At 41.8% G+C, this 17,288-nt stretch carries 12 protein-coding genes; 7 read left to right on the forward strand and 5 right to left on the reverse strand.

All coding sequences use genetic code 11. The annotated features are described in order from the left end of the window. The first annotated feature begins 100 nt into the window (after positions 1 to 100). Positions 101 to 595, forward strand: a complete 495-nt coding sequence (locus C0Q44_RS11340) for a hypothetical protein (RefSeq protein ID WP_105407316.1) — start codon at positions 101 to 103, stop codon at positions 593 to 595. 57 nt (positions 596 to 652) lie between these two features. On the opposite strand, the gene C0Q44_RS11345 is transcribed toward C0Q44_RS11340, so the two are convergent. The 3 genes from C0Q44_RS11345 to C0Q44_RS11355 all read right to left on the reverse strand — a co-directional run bounded on the left by C0Q44_RS11345 (position 653) and on the right by C0Q44_RS11355 (position 4,605). Further along, the gene (locus tag C0Q44_RS11345) at positions 653 to 1,561 is read right to left on the reverse strand and encodes a hypothetical protein (RefSeq protein ID WP_105407317.1); all 909 of its coding nucleotides are present in this window, start codon (positions 1,559 to 1,561) and stop codon (positions 653 to 655) included. Between the two features lie 133 nt (positions 1,562 to 1,694). Beyond that, positions 1,695 to 3,428: a DUF554 family protein gene (locus tag C0Q44_RS11350; protein ID WP_105407318.1), complete on the reverse strand. Its 1,734-nt coding sequence runs from the start codon at positions 3,426 to 3,428 to the stop codon at positions 1,695 to 1,697. Between the two features lie 565 nt (positions 3,429 to 3,993). Next, entirely contained in the window at positions 3,994 to 4,605 is a 612-nt protein-coding gene (locus tag C0Q44_RS11355) for a TetR/AcrR family transcriptional regulator (protein WP_105407319.1), read from the reverse strand. A 606-nt stretch (positions 4,606 to 5,211) separates the two neighbouring features. Between C0Q44_RS11355 and C0Q44_RS11360 the strand changes: the two genes are divergently transcribed. After that, the gene (locus tag C0Q44_RS11360) at positions 5,212 to 8,739 is read left to right on the forward strand and encodes a tetratricopeptide repeat protein (protein ID WP_105407320.1); all 3,528 of its coding nucleotides are present in this window, start codon (positions 5,212 to 5,214) and stop codon (positions 8,737 to 8,739) included. Between the two features lie 41 nt (positions 8,740 to 8,780). On the opposite strand, the gene C0Q44_RS11365 is transcribed toward C0Q44_RS11360, so the two are convergent. After that, positions 8,781 to 8,996 carry a helix-turn-helix domain-containing protein gene (locus tag C0Q44_RS11365; RefSeq protein ID WP_105407321.1) on the reverse strand — a complete coding sequence of 72 codons (216 nt, stop codon included), beginning with the start codon at positions 8,994 to 8,996 and terminating at the stop codon, positions 8,781 to 8,783. A gap of 109 nt (positions 8,997 to 9,105) precedes the next feature. Between C0Q44_RS11365 and C0Q44_RS11370 the strand changes: the two genes are divergently transcribed. The 3 genes from C0Q44_RS11370 to C0Q44_RS11380 all read left to right on the forward strand — a co-directional run bounded on the left by C0Q44_RS11370 (position 9,106) and on the right by C0Q44_RS11380 (position 12,146). Continuing rightward, entirely contained in the window at positions 9,106 to 9,375 is a 270-nt protein-coding gene (locus tag C0Q44_RS11370; protein ID WP_105407322.1) for a hypothetical protein, read from the forward strand. A 200-nt stretch (positions 9,376 to 9,575) separates the two neighbouring features. Beyond that, positions 9,576 to 10,613, forward strand: coding sequence for an ROK family protein (locus tag C0Q44_RS11375; protein WP_105407323.1), 1,038 nt, complete (start codon positions 9,576 to 9,578; stop codon positions 10,611 to 10,613). A 333-nt stretch (positions 10,614 to 10,946) separates the two neighbouring features. Next, positions 10,947 to 12,146 (forward strand): MFS transporter, encoded by a 1,200-nt coding sequence (locus tag C0Q44_RS11380; RefSeq protein WP_105407692.1) that lies wholly within the window; start codon positions 10,947 to 10,949, stop codon positions 12,144 to 12,146. A gap of 197 nt (positions 12,147 to 12,343) precedes the next feature. On the opposite strand, the gene C0Q44_RS11385 is transcribed toward C0Q44_RS11380, so the two are convergent. Then, positions 12,344 to 12,949 (reverse strand): DedA family protein, encoded by a 606-nt coding sequence (locus tag C0Q44_RS11385; protein WP_100529177.1) that lies wholly within the window; start codon positions 12,947 to 12,949, stop codon positions 12,344 to 12,346. A 287-nt stretch (positions 12,950 to 13,236) separates the two neighbouring features. Between C0Q44_RS11385 and C0Q44_RS11390 the strand changes: the two genes are divergently transcribed. Both C0Q44_RS11390 and C0Q44_RS11395 read left to right on the forward strand, forming a co-directional pair. Beyond that, positions 13,237 to 16,407, forward strand: a complete 3,171-nt coding sequence (locus C0Q44_RS11390; RefSeq protein ID WP_105407324.1) for a GNAT family N-acetyltransferase — start codon at positions 13,237 to 13,239, stop codon at positions 16,405 to 16,407. Then, positions 16,394 to 17,272, forward strand: a complete 879-nt coding sequence (locus C0Q44_RS11395) for an amidohydrolase family protein (protein WP_105407325.1) — start codon at positions 16,394 to 16,396, stop codon at positions 17,270 to 17,272. Before C0Q44_RS11390 ends, C0Q44_RS11395 begins: the two co-directional genes overlap by 14 nt. Positions 17,273 to 17,288: the final 16 nt, after the last annotated feature.

Below are 17,288 nucleotides of genomic sequence, written 5' to 3' on the forward strand. Positions count from 1 at the left end.
AGGTATTATTAATAATCTTGGGGACAGTAAGATTATCCATATGATATAATTTAATTCAAACTATCAAATGGTTTGATATTGATTTATATTAGGAGGTAGTATGAACAAAAAAAATAAAACATCAGTTTTACTATATTGTGCTTTGCTATTAATTTTTTTCTTAGCAATTGGGATTTACTACTTTAATAAAAATTCGTTTTTTGAAAAAAATCTGAATGACTTCATTGAAAATGAGAATTTGAATCATATCTCACTACAAAAGTTAAGTAATAAGGAATATTATATTTTTAGCCCTTCCCATATTTATATCTATCGGGGACCTAAGGATTATAACGAATCTACGACAACTGATAGAAACGGCATACTCATTGGAGGGTTGCAAAAAGGATCTTTAGGTTTAATTATTAATAATCTTGAGGTTATTAAGTTTGGAAACACATATTCGATAATAATTGATGGAAAAGCTCGTGAATATCAATATAATGGAGAAAAGTATCTTATTATTAAAGATTTTCGTATTTGGAACCCTAGACCTGAAATGAAGATTTTATTTTCAAATGATAAAGGTGAGATAATATACAATACAGATTACTAAAAAGGAACCCCATAATAAATTATGGGATTCCTTTTTTTAGAAAATTAATGTTATATATTAAAATCTCCAACTTAGTGAAGTGTCGCTCATATCATCTACTCCGGTCGCGCCAGAAATCGCGAGAGATCCACTTTTTAAGTCTACTCCAAAGCTGATGGTATTATACAAGTGAGCATAGTGACCATATGCATTTGTAGAAATTGCGTTCGTATTATTCTTTTCAACTTGGAATGCTACGTATCCACTGTGATTATTTACTGTACCACCAGAGGAAATATAAGTTCTAAGATCCACGTTAAATCCTATACCTGAAACTTTTTTATGTTGAGCCTTTAAGGGATAATTATCAACAGCTGGATTAAGTCCAGTTTTAGCAGCTGCATAATTTCCATAATCGCTATTATTAATGTAAGTTAGATTAGGGTTAAAACTAATACCTGCAACATCGGTCAAACGATAGACTGGATATATCAGCCATCTAAAAGAGTTTTTAAGATTATAAGTCCCAGTAGATAGTTTAGTAGTACTTAAAGTCATCACCATCCAACTTGTTGTTGAAGTGTTACTATTATTAAAAGCATTGATTCCTTTTGATTGTTCTTCTAACAATGATCTTTGAATGATTTTGATTGCTTCAGCCTCTGGAACTTCCGTAACTTCATGATTGGCAATTTTATAGTAGCTAGTTTCTTTATCTATAAGAATACTAGTAGTTTCTTTACCCACCTTCTCATTAAAAGTAGCATATTGTTCAGGAGTAAAGTTATCAATCTCATCTTGCGTAAAACCAAAGCTAGAAAGTCTGATTTTATCTTCTTCACTTAATAAAGTGTTATTAACTATTGAGGGAGAAGCCTGGGAAACGGAATAGGGTAAACTGCCAGAGGCAGGAGATGCACTAACAGAAGTAGCAGTAAACATGGTTGTCATTAAAAGTGTTAAACTTAGTACGGATTTAAATTTCATTAAAATTATCATTCCTTCTTTGTGTATATTTGGGAATCGTATATTAATATATCACACAATTCCAAATATGACCAATAGTTGGGTGTTTATATGTTTACTTGGACAAATTGTGATATTTTATTCGGATACAAGGCTAAAGCAGAAAGATCGGAATAAATAAGACCGGCAATAGGTTTAACACTTTGATCTTCGTAATCTTCAAGATGTTTAATCCGGTACAAAGCGCCAGGATGCCACCAATCAGAGTAATTTCGTTCATGATGTTTGTCGTCATGAAGACGGATAAGAAATCAGCCGAGAAGAAGACCAGCACTTCGATGACCAACAGAATGAACGCTGAGAAGATGATGCCGATCCCGAAGGTGGATGTCAGAACCAATGACGTAATGCCAGAGAAAATCGTATTGATTTGCAAAAAGGTATTATCCCCCTGTAATGCACTTTGCAGTGGCCCCAGAATCGGGATCGATCCCACGCACAACAATGAGATGGCAACCGTTAATCCTTCATTTAAACCATTGGATGAGAATTTGGTCATGATATTGGACAAGATGTTCTCGAAATTAATCAGTTGCCCAATGATCCCGCCTAAGGTGAGGAAGATGACAAACATAATCTGATATTGGCTGGTCCATATGCTGCTCATGGTTGTACTCATGCCTATGATGAGCGCGCTGATTCCAATCACTTGATTGAGTATGGACTTATAACCGTCATTCATGAACCTTTTGGAGATGTTTAGAACATCGTCGACTTCTTTGATTCTTGTGACAGATGGTGTTTGAATTAGATTTCCTTTGACCATGACCATAGAGATGTCTGACAAGGCCTCGATATGTTCGAGCGGATTTTGCTCCATGATAATCAGATCGGCATGTTTTCCGATATCCACCGTCCCTGTAACATCGTCAACACCGAGGATTTTCGCATTGGTTCGGGTCACCATGTCGATGACCTGTTTGTTGTTCAGGTTGGCCTGTCTCATGTAGTGGTCCATCTCTCTCCACATATCATAGTGAGTCACGTAAGGCATGGCGGCATCAGTACCGATCCCGATGGTGATGTCGTTTTCGATCGCTTGTTTCACACCTTTGAGCATGGAATCGTAGACGAGTCTGGAATTCTCTTTTACCGTTGCACTTACCTTCGTTACGCTGGTATCCAGTGAAGCGGAGGGATAGGCGGCTTGCAGGGTGGGGATGAGTGCGGTGTAGCCATTCAGGGCATTGGGATTATTTTTGTACAAACGAATGATTTCGTCGTCCATCTCCGAACCGTGCTCGATCGTATCGACGCCACCCTGTAACGCAATGCGCACACCTTCCGTGCTTTCCACATGAGCTGCCACTCGCAGGCCAATCTTATGCGCTTCATCGCAGATCGCCGCAACTTCCTCCACTGTCATCTGTAAACGACCAGCTTCGCCCACCATTTTCGCATCCGTCACGCCGCCCGTCACACAGATTTTGATCAGATCCACGCCGTGTTTCACATTCAGCCGTACATTTTTCCGTGCTTCCCACGGGGAATCGCCTACCAGAGCGAGGAATGGAGCACCATGTCCGCCCGTTACACTTAGGAAAAACCCAGAGACAAGCAGATTAGGGCCGACAAAGTCGCCGTTATTAATCTCATCCCGCAGCTGGACGTCCGTGTAAAAGAATTCCCCCACACTGCGCATCGTTGTCACACCCGCATGAAGTGCGGTCAGCGCGTTGCGTTTCATTCGTTTTTTCAAAACGTTTCTGCCGAATTTCGTGTTCAATATCCGATCGTAGGCAAACTGCAACAATCCTTCACTGACCGAGAGACTGAGTGGTTTACCATCTGCAAAGAGGTGTACGTGGGCGTTAATTAATCCAGGCATTACGTATTTTCCTGAGAGATCGATGGTTGTGTAGTGACTTGGGATAGGTAGTCCATTTTGTTTGCCGATATTCTGAATAAGTCCTTGTTCATTGACGAGAATCGTCAGTTTTTTTGCAGATTGCGGTTCAGATCACCGTGGATCAGATTGACGTTTTTCAATGCGTAAGCGGTGTTCATGTTGTGTTCCTCCTTAGAATGTGGGGTGAAGCTATATAAGTTGAATGATGGGTATGTACACTTGTTACTCCGATGACAGAACAACCTTCGGATCGCTGTTATCCCCAATTTTTTTTGATACCCCCTTATTAGGGGAAATCCGGTGATAAAGGCGAACGCTTCGCTTCCTCTGGTTATTTCTGTCCTCTCCGTTATCGTGTACAGGTAGGTTCAACTTAAATAGTTTGGTAAATGGTAAATATCCAAATTAAAAATGAATTATTAATTCGTTTTTGGGTTAAAAAAATAGAGCGACTTAATGTTAGATATTTTTTTGCGTGCAAACCAATTGGAGTTGATATGATCTGCACGCTTTGTCTACCCGGCATAAATGATGAGATGGAGCGTTATTCGTTGAGGCTCTTTATACCGTACAGTCTATATACATACAACACTTCGAATATTTGCTTCCGGCTGTCCTCACTCATATCCCGCTTCAATAGATCCAGGTTCATGTCGATCACGTTGTGTGCGAGAATGTTCAGCAAGATCAAGTTCTCCTCGGTGCCAATCTCATATCGTTTATATTGATTTTTGAGATAGGCCTTCTTGGTTTCGATCATCAGCTCGACAAGTTCATTCTTGGCGTTGGTGTATATAGTTCCTTTATTCTTTTCAAAGATAATAACGATCTGATTCCGGTATTTACGTAATACGTCCACCTGTTCCTGCAACAGCGCTGACTTTCGCTCGCTATCTGTTTCCTCGAACAAGGTCTGGTTATCAAAGTGAATGGTCTCCACCAGCACATTTTTCAGATAATCCACCAGATCCGGTGGCACAACGGAGTAGAAAAGTTCTTTCTTATTCTTAAAATAAGTATAGATATTGCCTACGGAAATATTGATCTCATCCGCGATATCACTCATCTTGGCATCCACATAGCCTTTTTCAAAAAACACCTTGAGCGCCGCGTATTCAATCTCTTTCCTGACTTCGTCTTTCTTGGCTTGCACCATCGGGAACGACTCCTTAATAGTGAATGGTTGGTTCGTTATTAGGATAGACTTTTTTGAGGGGTTGTCAAATGGGGGAAATGAGGGAGAAAAACTGCAACGATAAAGATTGCGGACCAGGTGCTCTTATCTTTTGAACTTAACGGCTTTAAAATAACTTTGGTTATAAATGATAGCTGTTTTTAATAGCTGAATTGTATTCTATAAAGCCATAAGTTAATTCTCTTTAAAAGTTTAAAAGAGTGATTGTCCTTCTACATTATAGAAACCGTGTACTTGGCTTGTCTAATCTAGCAGTTAATGGGGGTTATATCGTTCATGACCAATAAAAGGATTCTGGGTAATCGGTAATATGAAGATAAGAAGGGATAGTGATTAAATACCGTGTATTTTAAACGAAACAAGACAGAAAACCAATATATAATTGATTATAAAAGGGAACTTAATAATATCACTTATCAAGAAATGGCTAAAAAAGGAGGCTCTAGCAACACTATTTTGGAACAAGTTTTTAAGCGAAAGAGTTCGAATTGGAGGTTTTTTTGTATTTACTTGTGGTAAGATTCATATTAGTCGCATTATCAGAAATCTTAAAATAGGAGAACAGCTATGGATAGTAATATTATAAATATACTGCATTTGTCTGACATGCATTTCGGCATGGATAAAGACTCAACACAAGTTGCTCAAAGAAAGAATGCTTTAGATGAGTTATTAAAGACAATAGCTCAATTAAGTAACAATGATAAACCACATATAATTGTTGTTTCTGGCGATTTAACTTGGCAGGGCAAAAAGGAAGGTTTTTTGCTTGCGAAGGATTGGTTAGAGAAGTTGTTACATTTAGTTGATTTAAGCCCTAATGATTTAATTTTGTGCGCAGGAAACCATGACATTAACCGAAAAAAAACAATTGGTTTAGGGATTCCAAATTCATCAAGTGAAGCAGATACTTGGTTAAGTATTGAGAATATGGACAACTTCTATGGGCCTTTCTCTGATTATATAGAATTTTATACTAAAATAAATTGTCCACCTTTGGAGATAAATCAAAAAGAGAATTTCTTAGTTGGTTCGAGAGAATTAAAGGGTATTAAATTTATTGTTTTAAATTCTTCTTGGTTTTGTAGAGATAATGCTGATGCTAGAAAATTATGGATAGGATTACCTCATTTAGAAATGATGAATTCTGAGGAAAATATAACGCGAGATGTTAGTTCTAGAAAGTTAACAATCTCGGTTTTGCACCATCCAGTTAGTTGGTTAAATGAAGAGGAACAGGTTACATATGAAAATCGGCCAGCAACCTATAGATATCTTTCAGAAAGGACAGACCTTATTCTTTCCGGACATACACATGGTGCAGTTGAATCTGCTACCCGGAGCTTTAATAAAGCTTATTTTGTTTCAGGTGGAGCCGCTTATTCAGGTGGGAGATTCAGAAATAATTTCTCTCTACTAAAAATCGATTTGAATATACGAGTTTCGGAAAGAATACCTTATGAATTTGATCCTAGAAATGGAAATTGGAATCGAATTGAGTCGGAGAAACTTTTTTTAAATGATGTAATTGAGAGGGGGGAAGATTTAACGAGTAAAAAGAAAGGGGAGTCCAAAATTTGGAACGTCCCTCACCGCCAGCATCCTTTTTTTGTAGGGCGTAAATATGAAATTGAAGAAATAAGAAAAACGTTTGATCAACAACCTAAAAACAAGAAATTGATATCAATTTATGGAATGGGGGGGATAGGCAAGAGTCAATTGGCAGTTGAGTACTCTTATCTTTTTGAGGATATGTATCAAGCAGTTTGGTGGGTTAGATCAGATGAGACCGTTACTATGATAGCAGACATAGAAGAATTTTGTTTGCGACTAGAATTACCAATTAGAGATGGAGAAGACCAATCAATCGCTAAGGAAGAATTATTTATATGGATGGAAAAAAACGAAAATTGGTTGTTGATTTTTGATAATGTCGAAAATTCCGAAGATCTAGATAACTTTATTCCTTTAAGATATAGAGGGGATATTTTAATTACTTCAAGAAATCCAAATTGGGTATCTGGTATGAAATTGAACTTATTGAAGTCAGAGGATTCAATTGAGTTTCTTACCAAAAGTACAGGAATAAATGATATTCGAGGAGCGCGAGAATTATCAGAGGAATTAGCTGATTTACCATTAGCATTGGAACAAGCTAGTGCATATATAAGAGAATCTGGCTTAACTTTATCAGAGTATTTAGAGCGCTTTAAAACTTATCGTAATCAGATAGCGAGCAAGGGGAGTCCCCTTAATTACTCAAGTACAATTGTGACGACATGGGAAGTATCTATACAAAAAGTAAGTGAAGAGTTTCCTGTCGCGAGTAATTTCATGAAATTTTGTTCATTTCTTTTCCCTGAATTAATTAGTAAAAAGATAATAACTTCGAGTATTGCGATGCCTGAATTTTTAAAAAATAAAATTGTTTCACAGTTATATTTTGACGATTTACTATCGAAATTAAGAAGTTACTCTTTGATTCAAACTGAGCAAAATGGATTTACAATACATCGTTTGACTCAACTCGTAATTATTGAAAAGATGGATACGCAGGAAAAAAACGAATGGATTTCAATCGTGGCTACTTTCTTATTAAATTTGTATAATAATTCTGAATATTTGGAAATCCAAATTTCTGAGATGGTTCCTCATATTCTTCAATTATCTTCTTATTCTGAAAATAATGAGCACATCACTGAAGATTTTATCAACTTGTTAAATGTTTCGTACTTATATTATCTTGATTTTGGTGTGCTAAGTGAAGCTAAAAAAGTAGCAGAGTCAATTAATGAGTATTCAAAAAATATAATAAGCAATGAAAAAAAATCGCTTCTTATAAAATCGTATCTAAACTTAAGTGAAGTATACGCAAAATTAGGTCAATTTAATGAAGCTAAAAAGCACGTTCTAATGGCTGATCATATTGTTGAAAATGTAGATGAGAAGGCAAAAATATTGAACAATTTAATCCATATAGAAAGAGAGATTGGGAATTTTAATGGTTCTCTTTCTGCATACTTTAAGTTAGATGAACTAATAGAAGAAAATCCAAGTCAATTTGATGATTTTGATCTAGTAAAAATTGCTGTAGGTCTAGGTATGACACTATCAAATATGTCAGATTACGAAAAGGCAGAAGAATGTTACAAGAAGGCGATTAATTACTGGGTTAAGTATATTAAAACTCCAGATAAATTTCTTGCTCTAGTCTACAGTAATTTAGGAAATATCTATAGACTTAAGGGGGAAAATGATAACGCAAGAAATTACTTTAAGAGAGCATTGGAAATCAATGAAAAAATATTTGGCCTTAATCATTCTTCAATTTCATCTGACTATGGCAATATAGGTCTTACTTACTATACTGAACACGATTACTTCTATGCTAGAAGATATTTTAGAAAAGCCATCGAAATTAATAAAATCATTTTTGATGAGTCAAACGCCCATAATGCAATATTATTAAATAACCTTGGGATGGTAGAGGAAGCAGAATATAATTTCGATAAGGCCGAAAAATATTACATGAGTTCACTTGAAATATTTAAACATTTAGGTAATGATGAAAACCACGACTTTGCAAATTGTTATTATAATTTAGGTGGTTTGTATCAATTAAAATCTGATTTTCACTTAGCTAGTCATTACTTAAATAAAGCTCTCGAATTAGATGAAAAAATATATGGTAGTGATCACCCGGAAGTAGCAAAGGATCTTGGGAAAATAGGAACTATGTTAATTGATAGATATAAGCTGGATGCTGGGATAAACCATTTAAAAAAGGCAAAAAAAATATATGAGGTGAAACGTTTGGAGAGAAGCCCTGATTATGTTTTGTGCTTAGCAAACTTGGCACTAGCTTTTTATATGAAGGGGAATAAAAAAAATGCAAAAAAAATGTTGGAGGATTCTCTTTCTTTATCAAGTAACATAATGGGTAAAAATAACGGACAGCAGGCTTTCATTTTGAGAATATTTCAAGCTACATTAATAAAAATGAATGAAATATTAAATGAAGTTCCTTTTTTGAACTATCTTTTATCAAAATATGAACTTTATAACTCAAATCTCTTGATAGATTACTTTGATTGAAGACGTTGAATAACTTTCTTTTATTGTGTAGGATATATTAATTAAACTTCCCGAATCTCAATAATTTCCCTAATATCATCAATATCCAATGCTTCTGCAATCCGCTCAATATGAGCAAAATTGATATTCTCTCGCTTGCCAGACTGCAACTCACTCAAAGCAGCGTGGCGGATATCAGACAATCGAGCCAGTTCGCGCAGCGAGATATTATGTTTTTCCGTGAGCTTATGAATATTGACGACGACTTTCTTTGCCATGTTAAATCACTCCTAAAATTTCCATATGGTCTTGACGTTACGCATGAGCGTACCATATACTTTTTGCATACCTGGTACTCTTATGCGTACCAATTTTAGGAGTGGTGACATGACAAGTACCAATAGCGAAGACCTGTCTTCGCAGTACGCAAAACTCATCGAACAAGAAGACGATTACGTCGACCAACTGGTCACATGCAACAAGCTCATTCTGGACGCCATGGATATCATCTCGAAGCAGGCAGGCGTGCTAGATATGGATACCGTAAAACAAGCAGCATATCACCTTCATTCCATGGAACAGGATTTGAACCGAAAGTTATTTGAAGTCCGGCTGGAGAAGAGCATCTTGGCTAATCAAATGAGTCAGTCTACATAAAGTCACCTTAATCAAAGGACAGTGCAGGATCATATAACATGATTTTGAACTGTCTTTTTGCCTTTCCATCCAAATGATTTCCGTTCCCAATTAAGCATTGACTTTCCTTCCAAATCCCCCTAAACTTCAATTATTAAAATACTTTTAAAAACATTCATTGAAATGGTTCGAAATGAACGAAAGGAGGCATATAACTTACCATGTTACCCACATCACACAACACTCAGCAGGTGAAGCGCATTAACGTTGAATTGGTGAAGAATACGCTTCGATCAATAGGCGTAGGCACGAAGGCTTCCATTGCAAACCTGACCAAACTCAGCGTGGCGACATGCGGCACGATCCTAAACGAATTACTCCAAACGGGTGAGATTATCGATCTGGGCCCGGATGAATCGAGCGGGGGGAGACCGGCGAGTCGGTATCAATTCAATGCGGACTACGCAAGCGTACTATGCCTGATTATTCGAACAGAGGGCGGCATTCACTCGATCACACATACATATGCCAATCTGAATGGAGAGATGGCGGATGAACAGACACTCTTTTTGGATGAGATCAATGTAACTGTGGTAGAGGATCTGATTGCAAATCTGATCGAACAACACCACAATGTGCAGGCGATTGGTATCGGCATCCCTGGTGTGGCACACAACGGCGTTATTGGGATTTGCGACGTACCGGATCTGATGTATCAGCCGCTCGGGCCAAGGCTCAAAGAGCAGTATGAAGACGTGGAAGTGGTCATTGGCAACGACATGAACCTCACGGTCTATGGACTGTATAACCAGCAGCAATTTGAGGAAGAGAAGAACTTTGCGGTGGTGACTTTTCCGGAGAACCATTTTCCGGGTGCAGGTTTTATCATTGATGGTCGTCCATTGACCGGGAATACGCAATTTGGGGGCGAGGTATCTTTTCTACCATTTGGCCTATCACGGGAAGAGCAGTTGCGAATGTTGAAAACGGTGGAAGGGTTGAAGGAACTGGTCGTACAGACGCTGGTATCCATCATCGCAATCATTAACCCGGCTACGATTGTGGTTACAGGGGATACGATGGACCCTGCTATGCGGGATGGTCTGAAGCAAGGTTGTCTGGATCGTATGATTCCACTGGAGCATATGCCGGAGTTGATCATCCAAAGAGACACTCGGCGAGAATATGTGACTGGGCTGGTGGCGGTGACGCTGGAGAGCCTGACCTACCGCATCCAGGTGGTTGAGAAGCAGTGGTAAAGGAACTGAACGTTGATCAGAAGGATGATCTATCATCAGAACGGATAATTTGTAGTAATCCTGTTATATAAATGAACTATTTCATTGAACAGGTAACGGAGAGGACAGAAAAAACTGGAGAAGCGGAGCGTTCGCCTTTATCACCGGATTTCCCCTTAATTTAAGGGAATGAAAAAATTCTGGGGATAACAGCGATCGGAAGGTTATTCTGTCATCGGAGTGTCCCAGTTAATGACCCTTGTTTCAACTTATATAGACACACTGGAGGAACTTATTTTGAATCAGCAAGCAGGTACGCAAGGGAACAAACGCAAGTTCAACAAGCTGTACGCCATGCAGCTAGCAACGATCTTTCTGGGATTTATCGTATTTGGCATATCGGAAAATATTAAGGGGCCAGCCATTCCGCGCATTCAATTCGACTTCAATCTGGATGAGAAACAGCTTGGGACGTTATTGTCCCTGAATGCACTGGGTTACCTGATCGCCTGCTCCTTCACGGCTATTCTGGTTCGCAAATGGGGCATCAAGGCGGTTAGCATCATATCGTTTACATCGATGATCCTCTCGGGTGTGTTCATTTATGTGTCTCATACCTATCCACTCTTTGCTTCATCATACTTCTTCATGTACATCGGTAACGGTATGCTGGAGATTGCTTTGGCGATTCTGGGTGCGCGTATCTTTGTGAAAAACACAGGTACGATGATGAACTTGTCCCATTTCTTCTATGGACTGAGTTCAACGGTGGCTCCTTTGCTGGCGACGGGTGTCATGTCCTTGAAAGTGTTTGGTCACGAACTGGACTGGCGGGGCATGTATCTTGTGATGTTATCACTCTGTCTGCTGCCGATTATTGCGGCGCTGCGCAGCAAATTCCCGGGGGACGATCTTCCTCATGAAGATCGGACTTCACTGAAGACGTTAACACGTGATCCTGCCCTTTGGCTGATGGTGCTCATTCTTTCTTTTGGCGTGGTATCGGAGCTGGCGGTTGGGGGTTGGCTGGTTAATTTCCTGGAAAAAGCCTACACGTGGGACACGGTCAAAGCCTCCGGGTTATTATCTGCGTTCTTCCTCACGTTCTCGCTGGGACGTCTGCTGCTTGGTCCATTAACGGACCGGATCGGATTTGTATTGTCACTGATTCTGTTCTCGGCTTTCTCGGGAGTATGTACGTTCGTGGCGCTTGCAGGAGGAGAGCGACTTGCGATTTTCTTTGCGATATCTGGCGCGGGAATAGCGATGATCTATCCAACAGTTATGGCGTTTATCGCACGCAGATATCCGAATGGCAGTGACACCGCGATTACATTCACGGTTACCTTGATGGGGGTTGGTAGTGTCATTGGTAACTATGTGATTGGCTGGGTGATTGAGGGCGTGAAGAATCTGTACGGTTCAACGACTCAGTTGGGGCTGCTGCGCGGACTTCAGGCGGGATATGGATTCATTGGTTTATGTGCGGTGATCTGTGCGGCATCAGGCGTAGTGTTGTATGTGTATTTGAAAAGACGACAGGAATTGATTTAGAAATCAATTGAAATGATAAAGCCCCACTGATCGCCACGATCCGTGGGGCTTTGCTTATGAATATACGAGTAGATTAGTACGGTATATCATCTATCACTAGTATCTTAACAAATCATAACCACAGGTCATGTAGAGTAGGATTTTTTTTCATCATATACCAGCCACTCTACTATATAGTCTGAATTTCCTCAGCAAACCTATGACTTGTTCAAAGCGGTTCTTCTTTTCCAACGTTTCAAAAGCACGTAAAATCCAAAAGCACCTAAGAAAACCACCGCTGCCGGAACGATATAAGGTTTAACAATCTCATCCACATGCTCCCATTGAGAGCCTAGTTTGAAGCCTAAGTAAATGTACAATGAGGTGATTGGAAGCATGGCTAGGAACGTAAAGATACTGAATTTAAACACATTCATCTTCGCCATACCACAAGGGATAGAGATCACGGTGCGAATGCCGGGTACAAAACGGCCATAGAAAGCGACCCCGCTGCCATATTTCTCGAAAAACTTATCGGAAGCGTCCAGATGGTGGGGGCGAATCAAGAAATACTTGCCGAATTTTTCGACCATCGGTCTGCCGCCGTATCGTCCCAGGGCATATAACGTCAGAGGTCCAAACGTTCCACCTACAGTACCAGCGAGAATAGCCAGCCAAAGCTTCATATCTCCAAGGTAAACCCAATATCCCGCCATGGGCAATACGAGTTCAGCGGGAACGAATTCAAACGACAAGGCAATAACGAGACCTGCGTATGACAAATCTTTGAAAAAGAGTATAAATTGCGTGATCCATTCTGTCATGCTTTCCCTCCATGAATCTATCTTTTTTTATATAAAAGAAACACTCCTATACAAAGAGTAACAATAGCGAATAGAGCTTGTCAAAGTTCCCATGAGAGGCCTTTTCAGTACGTACTTCAGCAATATGTTTACCCGTACATAAGGGTTATATCGATTCGTTGACGCTTAATACAGAACGTAGTGCCTAAGCAATGATATAATCCTCTGAAAATGCTTCCAATTATAGTATGATAAGACTATCACTAGCTTCTTCACCATCCTGTACATAAAGAGAAGGAGATCCGAACATGACTATAACTTCGATTATCGATCAAATCCATATTATTGAATACGATCCCTCTTACGCTGCCGCACTCGCGGAGATGTGGAACCGCAGTAATGAAAGCTGGGGAGGTGGCACCAACCTTAGAACAGAGGAAACCGTTCGCCGGGAGATGGAGAGTTCGTCCAATCTTCATGCATTTCTAGCTGTTCATGAGAAAGAGGTGGTTGGCTTCTGCAGTTTTGCTCATTACCGCTATGACGAGAGAGCGCTATATGTACCGCTGCTTAACGTACGCCCCGATTATCACGGATATAAGGTCGGACGCAACCTGATCCTGAATGCTGTGCGCAAGACCGTAGAGGCCGGATGGCCCCGCTTGGACCTGTTCACATGGGCAGGCAATACGAAGGCTGTACCGATGTACAAGAAATGCGGATTCTTCTGGGAGAAAAAAGATGATAGTGTGCATCTGATGAATTTCATCCCCACGATCTTGCAGACCGAAGCATTGGCTCCATATTTCGAGGAGTTGGATTGGTATGCAGACAGCACGCGTGAACTCGTCATCGAGCCGGATGGCCGACGGGAGCGTGGTTTTGATTTCTTTGACTATACGTGGAAAAAGGGGGATGTCTCCCTGCGGGCTGAATTTGAAAAGTCGGGTCGTGGGCTGACTGCCCTCGAAACACCGGATTACGAAATCTCTACAGAGGTTGACGCTCATGATCTCGTTTTCGGTTCCAGTTATAAGGTTCGCTATCGCATTAAGAATACTTCGGCGTCCGAACTGGCGGTTGAGATCAAGGGCGAGGATAACAAAAACATTCGATTTGCGCTGGACATTGCACGAGCAGTCGCTCCGGGAGAAACTATCATCGTGGAAGGAGAGTTTCACCTTGATCCGATTACAGAGGAACAGAATAACAACAAGACGCATCCCGTTGTTGCCAGCACATGGTTGATCGGCGGTAAGAAAGCGGAGTTCAGATTGGGTGTCGCCCCGAAATTCCCGGCCAAAATCAAAACCATCTTGCCCGTGAAGGAGCTCTATCCAGACATCCCGGCGGAGTTGGTTCTGAATGTGGAAAATAATGTGGATGCCGAAACGGAGTTTAGCTTGGACCTGCCGGAGGATGAATTCCTCGAATGGACGGAGCGTTCGGTGCGCTTTACGGTGCCTGCCAAAGGAAAATTGTCTGTGCCCGTGTCCTTCACCTTACGTTCATATGGTCTCTATTCCCAAGAAGTAGAAGTGACGGCTGTCCCCGTGGGGAACCACGCGATCTCTTTTACAAGCAAACTTTCTGTCCTGATGAAGGGAATCGAAGGGAAATATGGCGGGCAGACTGAGGATCAATGGGTGGCCGTCAATGGTGCATTCTCCCTTCATATGAGCAAGCAAGATAATAACATGTGGATTGAATACCCGGGCTCCCGTCATTCGTTCTGGTGGACTTATCCGAAGCTGGGTAAGCCGTTTGCCGAAGAGTTATCCAAGAAACAAGCGAAAGAAGTGAACATTTATCCCGAAGGGGAACGTCAGGTTCTTGAAGCACTGTATGACTCGGAAGATTTCCCTAGCTTGCAGATCAAGTCCGTGGTCAAGCTGTCTGCGAATGGGATCGCCGAATTCCACCACGAGGTTGAAAATACTGGCGGCGCAGAGCTGGAAGAGGACATCTATCTGATGAACAACTTCGGATTCTACGGGAACCGGCTAATTCTACCGTACCAAGGCCGTTTTGTGGATATGGGGGATTCTTACGCTGGTGATCCGAACCATTGGGACAGTGCGCAGATTACGGAGAACTGGCTGTTTTGCAAGGAAGAGTACGGTGCATGTGGCATCTATTGGGACCCTTCCCTGAAGCTGATTCGTCCGGAATACACGCTGGGGTTGCAGCATGAGTTTGGCCGTATTCCCGCGGGAGCCGTTGTACGTACCAAAACTACTGTATTTGCCTTGAATACGTTTAGCAAATGGCATGATTTCAGAGCTTTCGCTCGAAAACAGAAGCCCCTAACTGTGCCTACGCTGGATAACCATCTTGAACTGACAGTAGATGGGGGAAATCCATTTGTTCAGGAAGTACTGACAGCAGAACTTATCGAACGGAAAATGATTCCGATTGCCGGTAACCTGAAATTGTACGTGCAGAATGGCGATACACCGGAGCAATTGGCGGCTAATCTGGAATTGAACCGGGAGCAGAATCAGAGTTCGGCCAAGCTTGAGTTCTCTCCTGATGAACAAGATCCTCATGAAGAACGTGAGATGGGCTGGAAAGTTCGGGCCGTATATCAAGGTGAGGATCGGGTTCAGGAACAGACCGCCCTCTGGTTTCCACAGTCAGGAACACAAGTGGATCGCGTGAAGGTAGATGTTCCAGCTGGCCCCCTGTATACGGTGAGCAATGGAGTTATATCCATAGCAGTCGCACCAGACTTCGGAAGTGTCGTGCATTCCTTGAAACATAAAGGGGAGGAATGGCTGGACAGTTCATATCCGGAAGCTGCCCCGCGTTCGTGGTGGAATCCATGGTACGGCGGGATTGGTGTGGGTATCCCAGGTATGAACGGTTTTAGCCGTCAGTTGGAGCAGAGAACCGCTTCCTGGACGGAGCGCATGGATCAATACGGGAACATCTGGAAAGGCATTCAGATCACGACACGCATCGAGAAGCATGAAGTGAATCGGGGAATCACGGTACATCAGCATTACCTTATGCTTCCAGGCGTTCCTATTCTCTGCTCATTACATTCGGTGACCAATGAAAGCGGCTTGGCGCTAACAGACTACGCCATAACTGCCGAGCATTTCCTCCAACCGTCACCTGTCTTCACTGAAGGCTGGCTGGATCACCCTGAGCAAGGGCGCTTCCCGCTTGGAAAAGTGGATGCGGGTCTTCCATTGAAGGGGCATTTGCGAGTGGGCGCGATTTCGCGTAAGGACATGCTGCATGCGGTGAACCGTTATCCGAATCAGGGTGCTTGGGCCTTTGCTAACAACCAGGTGACGGGTCATAACGTGAGTCACCATCTGACGATAAAGAACGGGGAAACTGTCTGGACGGAGCCGACGTATCTGATCTTGGGACAGATCCCGCTGAATCCAGCGGATGTACGTGACCTTCTGAAACTGAGCTTTGCAACGTCTACCTACGAAAAGGAGAACATACATGGCGATCATTGATATTCATATTCATCTGTCGGACATCGACAGCTTTCATCGTACAGCGATTGACCTGTCCAAAGTGGATTACTCTGCCGCTGGTCTTAAAGCGGAGTTCGATAAGAACGACGTCATTCTTGGCGTTGGTATGGGGGTTACGGAGCAGACGAAGGGAGCGTTCCCGGATTCCAGTTCCCCTAACCCGATGGGACTTGACCTGGAAGAGAAGGTTCCATCTTTCCTCATGGAATGCGTGGGAATCAATCCAAACTTGCTAGACGGTAAACAAGCTCGGGACGAGCTCGACCGAATTGAAGCCAGACTGCAATCCCCGGAGGTAGCTGGAATCAAACTCTATGCCGGATACTATCATCACTATGTGTATGACAAAATCTATACTCCGGTCTATGAACTGGCGGCCAAGTACAACCTGCCTGTGGTCATTCACACAGGAGACACGTACTCGATGAATGGATTGCTCAAATATTCTCATCCACTGACCGTGGATGAGTTGGCTCTTCAACAGCGTAGCGTGAACTTCATGATCTGTCATCTGGGTGATCCTTGGGTGATGGATGCTGCCGAGGTCGTGGCGAAGAATCCGAATGTGTATGCGGATTTGTCTGGTCTTGTGGTCGGGGATCGGCCTCATTTTGAACGGTTCATGAATGAACCTCTATTCATGGATCATTTCCGCCGGGCCTTGGTCTATTCGGATCATTACGAGAAAATGTTGTTCGGCACCGACTGGCCGCTTGCGCCCATTGATCTGTATGCCGAGTTCGTCCGCCGACTTGTACCGGAGCAGCATCATGAGAAGGTGTTCTACGAGAATGCCCTTGGCTTATTTCCACGCATTGCACAGCGGATTGCGGAGCTTGGTTAAGCGGGAGAATAACTGA

The sequence above is a fragment of the Paenibacillus sp. PCH8 genome (genome assembly GCF_002968835.1).
Lineage (GTDB): Bacteria > Bacillota > Bacilli > Paenibacillales > Paenibacillaceae > Paenibacillus.